Source organism: Ensifer sp. Root127 (assembly GCF_001425225.1).
In the GTDB taxonomy this organism is placed as follows: Bacteria; Pseudomonadota; Alphaproteobacteria; order Rhizobiales; family Rhizobiaceae; genus Ensifer; species Ensifer canadensis.
On sequence record NZ_LMDX01000001.1, the window covers coordinates 978,414 to 993,741 of the forward strand.

Consider the following 15,328-nt stretch of genomic DNA (forward strand, 5'->3'; position numbering starts at 1 on the left):
ACGAGGGTCACGATGAGATAGGCCGCGAGCGCAAAGGCGACGGCGAGGCCAATGAAGGCTTCGAACATCGACGCCTCCTAGAGCCGGCTGAGCGTGCGCGCGTAGAGCGCAAACACGACAAGGCCGCCGAGACCGGCGGCAAGAAAAAGGAAATCGGACATGTGCATTCTCCGGAACTGTTTATGGCCGGATGATGCACCCTCAGCGGGTCAATTATCGATTGCGATGGTTTCGCGCGCGCATAAGGAAAAGATAAGGATACTGCCACCGTCCGAAGGCGGCTGGCGGATTGGTGGCGTCAGAGCGTTTCCAACTTAAACTGAGTAACAGAAACGCTTTAGCTCTTTGTTTTTACGCATTTCCTGGCGAAAAACCGCTTCGCATCTTTGCTGGAAAAACCCTAGCCCTTGATGATCGGGCTTACGGTGGGTGCCGCTTCGGTGGTCACTTCGCGCATCCACTCGCGCCAGATGGCGACGAGCAGTGCCATCAGCACCGGACCGACGAACAGACCGAGAAAGCCCATGGTCTTCACGCCGCCGACGAGGCCGAAGAAGGTCGGCAGGAACGGCAGCTTGATCGGGCCGCCGACAAGGCGCGGACGCAACGTCTTGTCGACGATGAAGAGTTCGGTCGTGCCCCAGGCAAACAGCGCAATGCCCTGGACCGGCGAGCCGCTGGCGACGAGATAGACGGAAACCAGCGTGAAGCAGAGCGGCGCACCGCCGGGGATCAGCGCCATCAGGCCGGTGATGATGCCGAGCGTGACCGGCGAGGGAACGCCGGCCAGCCAATAGGCGACGCCGAGCACGATGCCCTCGCCGATGGCGATGATGCCCATGCCCGTCACCGTCGAGCTGATCGTCAGCGGCACCACGCGCGACAGCCGTTCCCAGCGCATCGGGAAGATGCGTTCGCCGAGATGATCGAGCTGCTTGGAGAAGGAGTGTCCGTCGCGATAGACGAAGAACAGCGTGATCAGCATGAAGAGCAGCGTCAGGAAGGCGTGAAACGCCGACGCGCCGATGACCAGCACGCCGCGATAGATATTGCCGATGTTGGAGCCGCTGACGAGCTGCACCAGTTCGCCGAGCGCTCCGGGATGGCCGACATATTTGACCCATTGCTCGCCGAGCCAGGCACCGGCGACGGGGATCGAGGTCAGCCAGACGGGCACGCCGGCGCCGTTGGCATTGGTTTCAACCGCCCAGACCAGCCAGTCGCGCACTTCGTCGACCGCGTAGACGGCAGCGACCGAGATCGGCACGACGATGAAGGCGACGACGCAGATAATGGCAATGGTCGCCGCCAGTGTGCGGTTGCCGCCGACGGCCGCCAGCAGGCGGCGATAAATCGGCCAGCTGGCAAAACCGATGACGACAGCAGCCAGAACCGGGACGAGGAAGCCGTGGAAGAAATAGACGCCGGCCAGAAGCACGAAGACGAGCATCCAGCGCGCAGCGGTGATCGGACCAACCAGAGCCGAGCGCGACGCCGCCGCATGCCCGAAGAGTCGCGGCTCTACGGGAAGGTTTTCTCGTTCGCGATTGCCCAACTGCACCAACATTCCTCCGTCTCCAGACGACCTTACAACAAACCCGAGGCCTTGCCAGCCTGTACAGTGCCGCGCGTCTCCCACAAAGACGTGCAAAGGTCGCTGTACCAGGATCTGATGCATAATTTTGCGCTTAAATCGATCCGATTTAAGCGCAAAATTATGCAGTGCCGCCCCCATGCCCCCGGTTTACGGTAGTTTCGGGGCCACAGCCGACGCTAGCGGCGGGACATGACAGAAAAATTTAGCGGCGCGCAAGCTCTCAGGCTTCATTTGATGGCAGAAGTCATTCTGCCGCACGTATCGCCGCCCGCTTGGTCGTCTCGGCGCGATCGACGAAAACCGATGCGAGGAAGATACCGAAACCGGCAACCCCCATGACGGCACCGACCAGACCAGTCGAAGTCCAACCATAGCCAGCGGCAATGGACCAGCCGCCAAGCCAGGCGCCGAGCGCATTGGCGAGGTTGAAGGCGGAATGGCTGAGTGCTGCGGCAAGTGTCTGCGCCTCGCCCGACACGTCCATAAGTCGGGTCTGCACACCCGGTACGACGGCAAAGCCGCCGCCGATGAACAAGACGTTGACGATGGCGATCCACGGATTGCCCATGGTGAAATAGAACAGCACATAAGCGAAGATATTGAAGGCAAGCGCGATGCCGATCGCCGGCAGCAGCGCCCAATCGGCGAGCCTGGAGCCGACGATGTTGCCGAGGATCATCCCGGCGCCAAACACCGACAGCATGATCGGCACGTTCGCCACGGAAACGCCTGCGACGTCCGTCAATGCCGGAGCGATGTAGCTGAAGACGGCGAACATGCCGCCGCAGCCGATGGCGCAGATGCCGAGCATCAGCCACACCTGCAGCTTGCCCAGGGCGCCAAGCTCGCGCAGCGGCGTCGCCTGCGGATTGCCCTTGTCGCGCGGCACGTAGGACCAGGTGAGCGCAATGGTCAGAAGGCTGATGCCGCCGACAATGGCGAAGGCCGACCGCCATCCGAGCGCCTGACCGAACCAGGCAACGAGCGGCGTTCCGAACAGGGTCGCGATCGTCAGGCCCATCATCACGCGCCCGACGGCACGCGCCCGCTGGTTGGGTGCAGCCAGCCCTGCAGCCACGAGCGCCGCCACACCGAAATAGGCACCGTGCGGAAGACCGGCAAAGAAGCGCGCGGCAACCAGCGTGTAGAAATCCGGTGCGATGGCGCTTGCGAAATTGCCGATCGCAAACAGCAGCATCAGCACCAAGAGCACCCGAAAGCGGGAAAACCGCGCCGCAAGCACCGCGATCAACGGTGCGCCGACGACGACGCCGAGTGCATAGGCGCTGATGACGGCGCCGGCGCGCGGCACCGAAACGCCGACGTCATCGGCCACTTGCGGCAGCAGGCCCATGATGGCGAATTCGCCCGTACCGATGCCGAACCCGCCAACGGCGAGCGCAACCTCGGCAACAGAGATGCGGCTTCGGCGCGAATCGACGGCAGAAGAATAGGCTTCGTCACACATGAGCAATGACCTGTGTCGTTCGGCCTCGAACAGCGGAACAAATCTGTGGGGTGCTGGCGGCGTGGTATCGGACGGTTTCCGACGGGGATATGCTGCAATGCAATACAGGCTTTAAACCCGGCTGGCAAAGGCTTTGCGGCACTCATCATACTTTTTCACACGCTGGTGAAGCAGACCGGCTAACTGTTCGCTGAGTTGACGTTTACGTCAAAGTTATATAATCCCGAATCTCGGCTTGAAGAGGTGTCGTAAAAGCATCATCTTCATCGGCAAGAGAAGACCGGGAGGGTTACTTCTTTGGCCGCAAGCAAGGCTAGCCTGTGGCGACCAGAGGGAGAGAGGTCATGGCGGAACTCAACACGCAACCAACAGGCATCAGCCCGGAGAAGATCTGGCTGAAGTCCTATCCGCCGGGCATTGCCGCCGAAATCGGCCCTCTGCCCTACAAATCGATCGGCGACTTCTTCGACCATGCCGTCGCGCGCTACTCGCGCCGCTTCGCCTTTACCTGCATGGGCAAATCGCTGACCTTCTCCGAGCTCAATGCCGAATCCGCCAAGATCGGCGCCTGGCTGCAGGCGCGCGGGCTGTCGAAGGGCGACCGCGTCGCGGTGATGATGCCGAACATCCTGCAGAACCCTGTTATCGTTTTCGGCATTCTGAGGGCAGGATTCACGGTCGTGAACGTCAACCCGCTCTACACGCCGCGCGAACTGGAACATCAGCTCGTCGATTCCGGCGCCAAGGCGATCTTCGTGCTTGAGAACTTCGCTCATACGGTCCAGCAGGTTGCGGCCAAGACCAGCATCAAGCATGTGGTGGTCGCCACGATGGGCGACATGCTCGGCTTCAAGGGCACGATCGTCAATCTGATCGTGCGCCGGGTGAAGAAGCTCGTGCCCGCCTGGTCGATCCCCGGCCATCATTCCTTCAAGTCCGTGCTCGCCGAAGGTGGCCGCCTGAAGCTGACCAAACCCAATGTGGCGCCGAGCGATGTCGCTTTCCTGCAATATACCGGCGGCACCACGGGTATTTCCAAAGGGGCGACGCTCACCCATTCCAACCTTTTGTCGAACATGGCGCAGATGGAAATCTGGTTCGACACGGCGTTCCGCTCGCGTCCGCGGCCGGACAGTCTCGTCTTCATGTGCGCTCTGCCGCTCTACCATATCTTCGCGCTGACGGTGAACTCGCTGATGGGCCTTGCCACCGGCGGCAACAACATCCTGATCCCCAACCCACGCGACATTCCCGGCTTCGTCAAGGAGCTCGGCAAGTACAAGACCAACATCTTCCCGGGTCTCAACACGCTGTTCAATGCGCTGATGAACAACCCCGAATTCCAGAAGCTCGACTTCTCGTCGCTGATGCTCACCTTCGGCGGCGGCATGGCCATCCAAAGACCGGTGGCAGAGCGCTGGCAGAAGATGACGGGGTGCCCGATCGCCGAAGGCTACGGGCTTTCCGAGACGTCGCCGGTCGCCACCGCCAACCTTCTCGACTCGACCGAGTTCACCGGCACGATCGGCTTTCCGATCCCTTCGACCGAGGTTGAGATCCGCGACGACCAGGGCAACACCCTGGCGATCGGCGACGTCGGCGAAATCTGCATTCGCGGGCCGCAGGTCATGGCCGGTTACTGGCAGCGTCCGGACGAAACCGCCAAGGCGATTTCGCCCGACGGTTTCTTCCGCTCCGGCGATATCGGCTTCATAAACCCCGCCGGCCTCGTCAAGATCGTCGACCGCAAGAAGGACATGATCCTGGTTTCGGGCTTCAACGTCTTCCCTAACGAGATCGAGGAAGTGGCGATGACCCATCCCGGCATTCTCGAATGCGCGGCGATCGGCGTTCCGGACGAACATTCGGGCGAAGCCGTCAAGCTGTTCGTCGTGCGCAAGGATCCTGACCTGACCGAAGAGGACGTCAAGCGGCATTGCGCGGCCAATCTCACCAACTACAAGCGGCCGCGCTTCGTCGAGTTCCGCACCGAGTTGCCGAAAACCAATGTCGGCAAGATCCTGCGCAAGGACCTCCGGGGCTAGGGCCAGCCTCGACTTAAAACGATTTAAAAAATCCTGAAAACCGCCATCCCGGCGGTTTTGCGGGCTTGATTTGGACAATGCAAAGCGAATAGCTACGCAGGCGAATGTCCGACACAAGGAGCCCCGCGATGAAAGCGCTTGTCGATCAACTCAAAGCAACCGCCGCGCAGACCAATGCGACCGATATCCGCGCCGCCTTCGCGAGCGATGCCCAGCGCTTCTCGCGCTTCAGCACCTCGCTCGACGATCTGCTGCTCGATTATTCGAAATGCGCAGTGAACGAACAGGTGCTCGACGGTCTTGAGGCGCTGGCGAAAGCGGCCAAGGTCGAAGAGAAGCGCGACGCGATGTTCCGCGGCGACATCATCAACATTACCGAAGAACGGGCCGTGCTGCACACGGCGCTGCGCAACCGCGGCAATCGTCCTGTCATGGTCGACGGCAAGGACGTGATGCCCGACGTCAACGGCGTGCTTGAAACCATGGGCGCCTTTGCCGATGGCATCCGCTCGGGCGCGCTCAAAGGTGCGACCGGCAAGAAGATCACCGATGTGGTCAATATCGGCATCGGCGGCTCGGATCTCGGCCCAGTGATGGCGACGCTGGCGCTCGCGCCGTTCCATGACGGCCCGCGCCTGCATTTCGTCTCCAACATCGATGGCGCGCATATCGCCGATACGCTGAAGCCCGTCGATCCGGAAACGACGCTCTTCATCGTCGCCTCCAAGACCTTCACGACCATCGAGACGATGACCAATGCGGCGACTGCCCGCGCCTTCATCGCCGGCAAGCTCGGCGAAGCCGCAGTCGGCCACCACTTTGCCGCCGTCTCGACGGCACTCGACAAGGTCGCAGCTTTCGGCATCGACCAGGCGCGCGTGTTCGGCTTCTGGGATTGGGTCGGTGGGCGCTATTCGATCTGGTCGGCCATTGGCCTGCCGCTGATGATCGCCATCGGCAAGGAGAATTTCGGCCGCTTCCTCGATGGCGGCCATGCCATCGACGAGCACTTCCGCACTGCGCCGATCCGCCAGAACCTGCCGATGCTGCTGGGCCTCCTCGGCTTCTATCACCGCAATGTTCTCGGCTATCCCTCGCGGGCGATCCTGCCCTATGACCAGCGCCTGTCGCGCTTTCCGGCTTACCTGCAGCAGCTCGACATGGAATCGAACGGCAAGGCGGTCACGCTCGACAGCAAACCGGTCGAATATTCGACGGGTCCGGTCGTCTGGGGCGAGCCGGGCACCAATGGCCAGCACGCCTTCTACCAGCTGATCCACCAGGGCACGGACGTCATCCCGGCCGAGTTCATGATCGCCGCCAACGGCCACGAGAAGAACCTGCGCCACCAGCACGAACTGCTGATTGCCAATTGCCTCGCCCAGTCTGAAGCCCTGATGAAGGGGCGCACGCTTGCCGAGGCGAAGGCACAGCTGACCTCCAAGGGCATGGCGGATGCCAAGGCAGACAAGATCGCGCCGCACCGCGTCTTTGCCGGCAACCGCCCGTCGCTGACGCTGGTCTACGACCAGCTCGATCCTTTCGCCTTCGGCCGGCTGATCGCGCTCTACGAGCACCGCGTCTTCGTCGAAGGCGCGCTCTTCAACATCAATTCGTTCGATCAGTGGGGCGTCGAGCTCGGCAAGGAGCTGGCAACGGGCCTGCTGCCCGTGGTCGAAGGCAAGGAAAGTGCTGCCGGTCACGATTCGTCGACGGCGGGCCTTGTGGCCGTGCTGCTCAAGGCTTCTCGCTAAGAATGCGAGGCCAGGGCGCGCCCGGCGTGCCCTGGCCGTTCAGGCCGCGCAGGCCGGCAGCGCCTTGACGCCGGACTGGCGGAGCATATCCATCAGATCCAGTCCCGAAAGGAGCTGGAAGTAGTTTTCGTCGGAACGCGTACGGATCCAGGCATCGACCGTGACTTTCTGGTCAGCAGGAAACGCACCGCTCCAGCAGCCACCGGAAAAACCGACCGTAAGGCTTCCGCGACCCTTGGCCTCCGTGCCTTTGGTCGCCGCGATCTTCTCCTGCATATCGCGCAGGCGCTCCGCATCGGCGGGCGTCAGCGTCAGGACATAGAGCGTCTGCCCCTCCCGCATCCCCTCGGTCAGCCCCGGCGCCCCGACATTTCCGGATTGGATCTGAAGGGCAAAACGGTGGGTGTCGAGGGGCGCACCATCCGCCTTCCACGAAATGCCGAGTGTTGCGTCGCCGCGCCTGAGCGACAGCGCTTCGGGCACCAAAAGGGCAACACGCAGTTCTGCCGGATCGGACGTGAGCGGATCGACGCCAGACAGTTTTTCAAACGAGCCGACATTGAGCGCTGCACAGGCGGCCAGCACGTTGAGGGACAGGAAAAGGCATGGGTTCATCAAAATACGGAAAGTCATGAAACGCACCAAAATCATAATTGACGCGAAATAATTATCGTTTTACAATAAAAAAACAAGTGAGCCGATAAGGAACTTTTTAATGAACGGATCTCCCGAGCGGCTGCGCAAGCTGAGCCGCATCATGAAACTGATGGTCGTATTGTGCGGCGCAGTGTTCTGCTCGGCCGTCGTCTACGGGCACTGGCAGATTTTCTTCGACCGGGCCGGCTTCGAGCAGGGTATTCGCGACGTGGTCTTCCCGAAGGTCTCCGCCATCACGCTCTCCTATCGCGCGATAATAACCGTCATGTTTCTCACTGCGATGAACAATGCGCTTGTTATTGCCGGCCTCGCCTTTGCCTGGCAACTTTTCGACGGTTTCGAACGCGGTGAGATCCTTTCCAGCCGCAATGGTGTCCTGCTGAAGCGGATCGGCATCATCGCCATCGTCGGTTCCTTGTGCATGACTGTCAGCAACGCAATCGGCATCATGGCTGTCACCTACGACAATCCCAGTACGACCGGGCACTCCGTCTTCATCGACATCAATGGGGGAACGATTATCGTTATGCTGATGGCCGGGCTGCTTCTGGTGCTCGGCCATGTCATGGTCATCGCATCGGGGATCGAAGCCGAGAACAGGAGCTTCGTTTAACGGATGCCGATTGTCGTAAACCTCGACGTCATGCTGGCGAAACGCAAGGTGCGCTCGCGCGATCTTGCGGAACAGGTCGGCATTACCGAGCAGAACATATCGCTGTTAAAATCGGGCAAGGTCAAAGGCGTGCGCTTCGACACGTTGGAGAAGATCTGCGCCGTTCTCGATTGCCAGCCGGGTGACATTCTCGAATATCGCCCGGAGGAAAAGGATTGAGTTTCGTGCGGGCTCTTCTCAGAGCCCGATTTCATGCTTCCAGGGCGGGTTGGCGCCGGCACGCGAAACGGTGACGGCGGCGGCCCTGGCGCCGAGGGCCAGGGCGTCGCGAACAGCGCTTTCCGAGAGGTTTGCGACGGCGTCCTTGGTCAGGAGACCGCTCAGCTTCAGCGATGCGAGCACGCCGGCATCGAAGGTATCGCCGGCACCGACCGTGTCGACGACCGTGACGCGCTCACCGGCAACGTCGACCTTGTGACGCCCGGTGTAGCCGACGGCCCCATCGGCGCCCTTGGTGATCAGAACCAGCTTCGGACCGCGCTTCAGCCATTCGGCCGCCAGATCGTCGTGGCTGCCGGTCATGCCGAACCAGTCGAGATCTTCATCCGAGAACTTGATGATGTCAGACATCGCCGCCATGCGGTTCATCCGGGCGAGATGGGCTTCCCGATCCTTGATGAAGCCGGGCCGGATGTTCGGGTCGAAGGAGATGATCCGCTTTTCGTGTTCGCGGGTCATCAGCGCCTCATATGTCGAGCCGCAGGGCTCGGGGATGAGGCTGATCGCGCCGAAATGCAGCGCCTCGCAGAAGTCGCCGAGCGCCGGCAGATGATCTTTCGTAATCATCCGACCCGACGTGTTCTCGTCGAAGAAGGCGTAGGTGGCATGGCCGTTGACGAGCTTGACGAAGGCAAGCGTTGTATGCAGCGACAGGGTCGCGCAGGGAGCGAAGTCGACATTCGCCGCCTTCAGCGTTTCGCGGAGGACATCGCCGAACATGTCATCGGAAAGGCCGGTGAAGAAGCCGGTGGGAATGCCGAGCCGACCGAGCGCGATCGCCGTATTGAAGATCGCCCCGCCGGCATAGGGCGCAAATGCACTTTCGCCCGCGGTCGTGTCCCGCGGCAGCATGTCGATCAGCGCTTCACCACAACATACGATCATCGGCATTTCTCCCCTGAAGACATTTCAACTGATTTCAATGACTTTCGACGAAATCCCAGAGTGTCGCCGACTATTGGGCGGCAAGCGCGCTGACGCCGCCATTGCGGCCAGACCAGGCCAGCGGGTCGTTGAGGAAGGCCTCGACTTCGCCAAGCGTCTCGTCGTCGAACAGCGCCTGCTCGCGGGCAACGGCAAGCACGTTGCGCCATGTGGCGATCCAGTGCAGGTCGACACCCTTGCCCTTCATCTCGCCGACGGCCTCCGGGAAGATATCGTAATAGAAGAGCGCGATGCCGTGGTCGACGATGCCGCCGGCTGCGCGGATCGCATCGATGAACTTGAACATCGAGCCGCCGGCGGTCGTCAGGTCCTCGATAACAAGAACACGGGCGCCCTCCGGCATGTGGCCCTCGATCTGGGCGTTGCGGCCATGACCCTTCGGCGCCTTGCGCACGTAGATCATCGGCAGGCCCAGGCGCTCGGCCAGCATCGCCGCGAAGGGAATACCCGCCGTCTCGCCACCGGCGACGACGTCGAACTGCTCGAAGCCCGCCTCGCGCAGGATTGATGCCGCGGCAAAATCCATAACGGCCGAACGGATGCGCGGATAGGAGATCAGCTTGCGGCAGTCGATATAAACCGGGCTCGCCATTCCGGACGAGAGCTTATAGGGCTTGTCGGCGCTGAAATGCACCGCCTTGATCTCCCAGAGCATCTTGGCGACCAGCTCGGCCATCACGGCCTTGTCGGTGAACGCATTGGAAAACATCAAACTCTCCTTCAAAATTCCAAACGATCAGGCGACGGCCCAGTGCAGCGGGAACATCGGATCGAAAACGGTGACCGGACCGGCACCGGTCTCGATCTTCTTGGGATAGGTCACGGCTTCTGCCTGCTTCCTGAGCGTGATCGTCTCCTCGTTGACCGGCAGGCCATACCAGGTGGGACCGTTCAGCGAGGCGAAGGCTTCGAGCTTGTCGAGCGCGCCCTCCTCTTCGAACACATGCGCCAGGCAACTCATGGTGTTGATCGAGGTGTAGATGCCGGCGCAGCCGCAGGCGCATTCCTTCAGCGGATCGACATGCGGTGCTGAGTCGGTGCCGAGGAAGAAGCGCTTGTCGCCCGAGACGGCGGCAGCGCGCAGCGCCAGACGGTGGTTTTCGCGCTTGGCAACCGGCAGGCAGTAGTAGTGCGGCTTGATGCCGCCGACGAGAATGGCGTTGCGGTTGATGATCAGGTGATGGGTGGTGATCGAGCCGGCAAGATTGGCCTTCGACGCCTTGATGTAGTCGATGCCGTCCTTGGTGGTGACGTGCTCCATCGTGACCTTCAGTTCCGGCAGGCGCTGGCGCAAGGGATCAAGCACGGTGTCGATGAACACGGCCTCGCGGTCGAAGATGTCGACGTCCGATGTCGTGACCTCGCCATGCACGCAGAGCGGCAGGCCGATCTTCGCCATGCGCTCGAGCACCGGCATCGCCTCATCGATGTTGCGCACGCCGCTGTGCGAATTCGTCGTCGCGCCAGCCGGATAGAGCTTGACTGCCTTGACGAGGCCGCTCCTGTGGCCGGCCTCGACGTCGTCGGGGTTCGTGCCCTCGGTGAGATAAAGCGTCATCAGCGGCTCGAACCGGTCGCCTGCCGGGATGGCCGCGAGGATGCGCTCGCGATAGGCAGCAGCGTCGGCCGCGGTGACGACCGGCGGCACGAGGTTGGGCATGATGATCGCGCGGGCGAAATGGCGGCTGGTGTCGGCGATGACGCCCTTCAGCATGTCGCCGTCGCGCAGGTGAAGGTGCCAATCATCCGGCCGGCGGATAACGAGGTCTTGCATGGTCAGCGTTCTCCTAAGTCAGGGCGGGATGCAGGCGGAAAACCGCGTACACTTTTCCTGATCCCCCTCCCGGTGCTCGCGCCCGATCCGCGCGCGCAGCTTTGCAGCCGGCAGGTGCGGGTGTTGGGCGGTTACTCATGTGGTGAAACCGCGTCTCGATATCACCAATGCGCCCGCAAACACAATCCGCAATCCGACCATCGCTCAGAAATCCGCAAGCACGACATCTGCGCGTCGCTGATGCTCGACCACACGATGCGCGTTGGGGATGTCGTTGCCATGGGCTTTTCGCTTCGCCGCCTCCTCGTCGTAGCCGTGGTCGAACCAGCGCTTCAAAAGCCGCCGCTCCAGTTCCTCGATGCCGGGATTGATGAAGATGGAGAAATCGAAGGCACCGGCAAGCTTGTTCCAGGGCGCCTCGTCGAGCAGCAGATAGTTGCCCTCGGCGAGAATAATGCGGGTATCGGCCGCTACAACACGCGCCGAGGCGATCGCCAGTTCGCGCGAGCGATCGAAGACCGGCACCAGCACCTCGCCGTCATTGGCCCTGACCGCAGCGATCGTCGCCAGGAACGACCTGACATCAAAGGTTTCCGGCGCACCTTTGCGGGCAAGCAGGCCCTTCTCTTCGAGCACGGCATTGTCCATGTGAAAGCCGTCCATCGGCAGCACCGCCGCCATTTCTCCTTCAGCTACCAGCGCTTCGGCAAGCGCGTCGGACAGGGTGGATTTTCCGGCACCCGGCGGGCCGGCAATCGCCACGACGAAACGGGCGGCTCCAGCCGCCCGTTCGAGGATCTGATCAACCACCGGCCCGACATTCATGCGGCGAGCGCCTCGCGCGGCGGCTCCTTCGCGCCGGTCATGAAGGCGACGGCATCAGACATCGTGTGTTCCTTCGGATTGATGACGCAGAGGCGTTTGCCAAGCCTGTGGATGTGGATGCGATCGGCCACCTCGAACACATGCGGCATGTTGTGCGAGATGAGCACGATCGGCAGGCCGCGCGAACGCACGTCGAGGATCAACTCCAGCACCCGCCGGCTTTCCTTGACGCCGAGGGCTGCCGTCGGCTCGTCCATGATCACCACCTTGGAACCGAAGGCTGCGGCTCGCGCCACCGCCACGCCCTGGCGCTGGCCGCCCGAAAGCGTTTCCACCGCCTGGTTGATGTTCTGGATGGTCATCAGGCCGAGCTCGGACAGCTTTGCCCGCGCCCGCTTCTCCATCTCCGCACGGTCGAGCGTGCGGAAAAGCTTGCCCATGATGCCGGGTTTACGGATTTCGCGGCCGAGAAACATGTTGTCGGCGATCGAGAGCGCCGGTGACAGCGCCAGGTTCTGATAGACGGTCTCGATGCCGGCCGTGCGCGCCTCCATCGGCGAGCGGAAGTTGATCTGCTGGCCCTCGAGCCGGATTTCCCCCTCATCCGGCGTGATGGCGCCGGAGATCGCCTTGATCATCGAGGACTTTCCGGCGCCGTTGTCGCCGATGACGGCCAGGATCTCGCCCGGGTAGAGGTCGAAATCGGCATAGTCGAGAGCCGTAACTCGGCCATAACGCTTGACCAGGCCGCGCGCGGTGAGAATGGGTTCCTGAGCCATCAGCCTGCTACCTTTCTGATCCATTGGTCGATTGCGACGGCGGTGATGATCAGCACGCCGGTGAGGAAGACTTTCCATTGCGGATCGGCGCCCAACATGTTGAGCCCCATGGAGACCACGCCGACGATCATCGCGCCGATCAGCGTTCCAAGGATCGATCCACGCCCGCCGAAGAGTGAGATGCCGCCGATTACGGCCGCGGTGATGGCCTGAAGATTGTAGTCGGTGACCGCTGCCGAAGGCGAGATCGAGCCGTTGCGGCCGATCGAGACCCAGGCGGCGAGTGCCGCAATCAGGCCGGCGAGCGTATAGGCGCTGAGCAGCACGCGGCTGGTGCGGATACCGGAAAGCTTCGCTGCCTCAGGATCGTCGCCGACGGCATAAAGGTGGCGTCCCCAGGCCGTATGGTTGAGCGCGTACCAGAGGCCAAGGACCAGCACGACCATCATCACCACACCGAGCGTGAAGACGGCGGATCCCACCTTGAAGCTGACGCCAAAGAGGTGAAGCATCTTGGTGACGGCCGCTACATCGGCCTCGCGGATCGTCGCATTTGCCGAGTAGATGAAGTTCGTCGACATGATGACGTACCAGGTGCCGAGCGTGACGATGAACGGCGGAAGCTTGACCCTGGAGACGAGGAAGCCGTTGAGGAAGCCGCAGGCACCGCCGACGACGAAGCCGATGAAGATCGCGATCGGCGCCGGAAGGCCGTAAGTCACGGCGCAATTGCCCATGATGACAGCCGAAAGCACCATGATCACACCGATCGAAAGGTCGATGCCGGCCGTCAGGATGACCAGGGTCTGCGCGGCCCCCAGGATGCCGACGATGGCGATCTGCTGCAGGATCAGCGTCAGCGTATAGGACGAGAAGAACTTTCCACCGATCGTCAGACCGAAGATCAGGATCGCTGCAACGAGCACGATGAACGGCACAGCCGCCGGCGTCGAATGCAGGAAATGCTGGATCTTCTGGATCAGCGTCTTGTCATGTGTGTCGAACGACGCGACCTGCGTCGAACTGTTGACCAGGACCTTTTCGAATTCCTGGGATGGCTGTGCGGCTGCGTTGGGCTCGCCCATGGACCTTCCTCCGGTGAACCCCACTCCCAAGGGGTTGCGATGCAATCTGGTGCACAGCCCGCCCACCATGTGGCGGGCATCAGCACTCATTCAAGAAGCTGCGCGGTTTTCGTCGCCTTGTCAAAGACATCGACGCTTACGCGAAGGGCGGCCCGGGCCGCCCTTCCGTTGCTGCTCATGCGTTCGAAGAACGGGAGCGATCAGCCCCAGCACTTCTCCGTGCCGACCTTGACGTCGATCGATTCGACGCCGGCAGCCGGCTTGTCGGTGACGAGCGAAACGCCGGTGTCGAAGAAGTCCTTGCCTTCGGTCGGCTTCGGCTTTTCGCCGCTGTCGGCGAACTTCTTGATCGCCTCGATGCCGAGCGCCGCCATCATCAGCGGATACTGCTGCGAGGTCGCGCCGATGACGCCTTCGGCCACCGACTTGACGCCGGGGCAACCGCCGTCAACCGATACGATCAGCACGTCCTTTTCCTTGCCAACGGCTTTCAGCGCCTGGTAGGCGCCGACGGCGGCCGGCTCATTGATGGTGTGGATCACGTTGATATCAGGATCCTTCTGCAGAAGGTTTTCCATCGCCTTGCGGCCACCTTCTTCGTTGCCGTTGGTGACGTCGTGGCCGACGATGCGGGCATCATCCTCGTCGCCGATCTTGTTAGGATCTTTCGGGTCGATGCCGAAGCCGATCATGAAGCCCTGGTCGCGCAGGACGTCAACGGTCGGCTGCGACGGTATCAGATCGAGGAAGCCGACCTTGGCGGTCTTGGCGCCCTCGCCCATCGTGGCGGCGGCCCATTGGCCGATCAGCTTGCCGGCGAGCAGGTTGTCTGTAGCGAACGTCGCGTCGGCGGCGGTGGCCGGATCAAGCGGCGTATCGAGCGCGATCACCAGAAGACCGGCCTCCTGCGCCTTCTTCACCTGGTCGACGATTGCCTTCGTGTCGGAAGCGGCGATCAGGATGCCCTTGGCGCCATCGGCGATGCAGGATTCGATCGCAGCCACCTGGCTGTCATGGTCGCCGTCGATCTTGCCGGCATAGGACTTCAGCGTGACGCCGAGTTCCTGGGCCTTGGCGGTAGCGCCTTCCTTCATCTTGACGAAGAAGGGGTTGGTATCGGTCTTTGTAATCAGGCAGGCGCCGATATCGGCGGCCTGTGCCGGAGCGGCAAAAACGACGCCGAGCGACAGCACGCCGAACGCGGCGGAGAGAACAGTCTTCTTCATGTAATCCTCCCAAGGATGAAAAACGTGCCGGTGGACCGGCCCAGGCCTCGCCGCCACAGCATTCTCCTCTGCTGCAGCAGGCGCTTCCGGATCAAAAACAAACATTAAATTTCGGGGGTGTCAATAAATAAATCAAATTGAATTATTATTTCGATGTGGCATTCTCTGGATAACAGCGATCCGAGGCCATCCGGGCCGTCGCGCAAATTGACAGGTCCGCCCAGAGCGGAAACAACAGACCCGCGCCAAGCGGGCACCAATGCCAACGGGAGGAGACGGTG

At 61.8% G+C, this 15,328-nt stretch carries 14 protein-coding genes; 4 read left to right on the forward strand and 10 right to left on the reverse strand.

Translation table 11 applies throughout. The features are described from left to right. Positions 1–400 precede the first annotated feature (400 nt). Entirely contained in the window at positions 401–1,561 is a 1,161-nt protein-coding gene (locus ASD03_RS04600; protein WP_025425783.1) for an AI-2E family transporter, read from the reverse strand. 280 nt (positions 1,562–1,841) lie between these two features. Beyond that, complete coding sequence (locus ASD03_RS04605; protein WP_025425782.1) at positions 1,842–3,065, reverse strand: MFS transporter; 1,224 nt, start codon at positions 3,063–3,065, stop codon at positions 1,842–1,844. Between the two features lie 344 nt (positions 3,066–3,409). Between ASD03_RS04605 and ASD03_RS04610 the strand changes: the two genes are divergently transcribed. Together ASD03_RS04610 and pgi are read left to right on the forward strand one after the other, a co-directional pair. Continuing rightward, a complete protein-coding gene (locus ASD03_RS04610) occupies positions 3,410–5,110 on the forward strand; it encodes a long-chain fatty acid--CoA ligase (RefSeq protein ID WP_025425781.1) in 1,701 nt (566 codons plus the stop codon). A 128-nt stretch (positions 5,111–5,238) separates the two neighbouring features. After that, complete coding sequence (gene pgi / locus ASD03_RS04615) at positions 5,239–6,864, forward strand: glucose-6-phosphate isomerase (RefSeq protein WP_057212500.1); 1,626 nt, start codon at positions 5,239–5,241, stop codon at positions 6,862–6,864. Between the two features lie 39 nt (positions 6,865–6,903). On the opposite strand, the gene ASD03_RS04620 is transcribed toward pgi, so the two are convergent. After that, positions 6,904–7,497 carry a hypothetical protein gene (locus tag ASD03_RS04620; protein WP_128090391.1) on the reverse strand — a complete coding sequence of 198 codons (594 nt, stop codon included), beginning with the start codon at positions 7,495–7,497 and terminating at the stop codon, positions 6,904–6,906. Positions 7,498–7,579: 82 nt separating this feature from the next. Here ASD03_RS04620 and ASD03_RS04625 point away from each other — a divergent pair, with 82 nt between their 5' ends. Further along, positions 7,580–8,134 carry a DUF2975 domain-containing protein gene (locus ASD03_RS04625; protein WP_025425778.1) on the forward strand — a complete coding sequence of 185 codons (555 nt, stop codon included), beginning with the start codon at positions 7,580–7,582 and terminating at the stop codon, positions 8,132–8,134. Between the two features lie 3 nt (positions 8,135–8,137). Beyond that, positions 8,138–8,353: a helix-turn-helix transcriptional regulator gene (locus ASD03_RS04630; RefSeq protein WP_025425777.1), complete on the forward strand. Its 216-nt coding sequence runs from the start codon at positions 8,138–8,140 to the stop codon at positions 8,351–8,353. Positions 8,354–8,371: 18 nt separating this feature from the next. Here ASD03_RS04630 and ASD03_RS04635 read toward each other — a convergent pair whose 3' ends face one another. The 7 genes from ASD03_RS04635 to ASD03_RS04665 form a co-directional block, all read right to left on the reverse strand. After that, the gene (locus ASD03_RS04635) at positions 8,372–9,298 is read right to left on the reverse strand and encodes a carbohydrate kinase (protein WP_057212502.1); all 927 of its coding nucleotides are present in this window, start codon (positions 9,296–9,298) and stop codon (positions 8,372–8,374) included. A 70-nt stretch (positions 9,299–9,368) separates the two neighbouring features. Then, complete coding sequence (locus ASD03_RS04640) at positions 9,369–10,067, reverse strand: orotate phosphoribosyltransferase (protein ID WP_025425775.1); 699 nt, start codon at positions 10,065–10,067, stop codon at positions 9,369–9,371. A gap of 27 nt (positions 10,068–10,094) precedes the next feature. Next, positions 10,095–11,132 (reverse strand): dihydroorotase, encoded by a 1,038-nt coding sequence (gene pyrC, locus ASD03_RS04645; RefSeq protein ID WP_025425774.1) that lies wholly within the window; start codon positions 11,130–11,132, stop codon positions 10,095–10,097. 204 nt (positions 11,133–11,336) lie between these two features. After that, positions 11,337–11,957, reverse strand: coding sequence for a nucleoside triphosphate hydrolase (locus tag ASD03_RS04650; protein WP_057212505.1), 621 nt, complete (start codon positions 11,955–11,957; stop codon positions 11,337–11,339). Then, positions 11,954–12,736, reverse strand: a complete 783-nt coding sequence (locus tag ASD03_RS04655; protein ID WP_025425772.1) for an ATP-binding cassette domain-containing protein — start codon at positions 12,734–12,736, stop codon at positions 11,954–11,956. The genes ASD03_RS04650 and ASD03_RS04655 overlap by 4 nt, the downstream gene beginning before the upstream one ends. Then, positions 12,736–13,821 (reverse strand): ABC transporter permease, encoded by a 1,086-nt coding sequence (locus ASD03_RS04660; protein ID WP_025425771.1) that lies wholly within the window; start codon positions 13,819–13,821, stop codon positions 12,736–12,738. Before ASD03_RS04660 ends, ASD03_RS04655 begins: the two co-directional genes overlap by 1 nt. Positions 13,822–14,021: 200 nt before the next feature. Next, positions 14,022–15,047, reverse strand: coding sequence for a sugar ABC transporter substrate-binding protein (locus ASD03_RS04665; protein WP_025425770.1), 1,026 nt, complete (start codon positions 15,045–15,047; stop codon positions 14,022–14,024). Positions 15,048–15,328: the final 281 nt, after the last annotated feature.

Excerpts from the sequence above, each read along its gene's own strand:
- ASD03_RS04650 (WP_057212505.1), bottom strand. The coding sequence starts at position 11,957 with ATGAATGTCGGGCCGGTGGTTGATCAGATCCTCGAACGGGCGGCTGGA.
- ASD03_RS04665 (WP_025425770.1), bottom strand. The coding sequence starts at position 15,047 with ATGAAGAAGACTGTTCTCTCCGCCGCGTTCGGCGTGCTGTCGCTCGGC.
- ASD03_RS04660 (WP_025425771.1), bottom strand. The coding sequence starts at position 13,821 with ATGGGCGAGCCCAACGCAGCCGCACAGCCATCCCAGGAATTCGAAAAG.
- ASD03_RS04640 (WP_025425775.1), bottom strand. The coding sequence starts at position 10,067 with ATGTTTTCCAATGCGTTCACCGACAAGGCCGTGATGGCCGAGCTGGTC.
- ASD03_RS04620 (WP_128090391.1), bottom strand. The coding sequence starts at position 7,497 with ATGACTTTCCGTATTTTGATGAACCCATGCCTTTTCCTGTCCCTCAAC.
- ASD03_RS04625 (WP_025425778.1), top strand. The coding sequence starts at position 7,580 with ATGAACGGATCTCCCGAGCGGCTGCGCAAGCTGAGCCGCATCATGAAA.
- ASD03_RS04610 (WP_025425781.1), top strand. The coding sequence starts at position 3,410 with ATGGCGGAACTCAACACGCAACCAACAGGCATCAGCCCGGAGAAGATC.
- pgi (WP_057212500.1), top strand. The coding sequence starts at position 5,239 with ATGAAAGCGCTTGTCGATCAACTCAAAGCAACCGCCGCGCAGACCAAT.
- ASD03_RS04630 (WP_025425777.1), top strand. The coding sequence starts at position 8,138 with ATGCCGATTGTCGTAAACCTCGACGTCATGCTGGCGAAACGCAAGGTG.
- ASD03_RS04635 (WP_057212502.1), bottom strand. The coding sequence starts at position 9,298 with ATGATCGTATGTTGTGGTGAAGCGCTGATCGACATGCTGCCGCGGGAC.
- pyrC (WP_025425774.1), bottom strand. The coding sequence starts at position 11,132 with ATGCAAGACCTCGTTATCCGCCGGCCGGATGATTGGCACCTTCACCTG.
- ASD03_RS04605 (WP_025425782.1), bottom strand. The coding sequence starts at position 3,065 with ATGTGTGACGAAGCCTATTCTTCTGCCGTCGATTCGCGCCGAAGCCGC.
- ASD03_RS04655 (WP_025425772.1), bottom strand. The coding sequence starts at position 12,736 with ATGGCTCAGGAACCCATTCTCACCGCGCGCGGCCTGGTCAAGCGTTAT.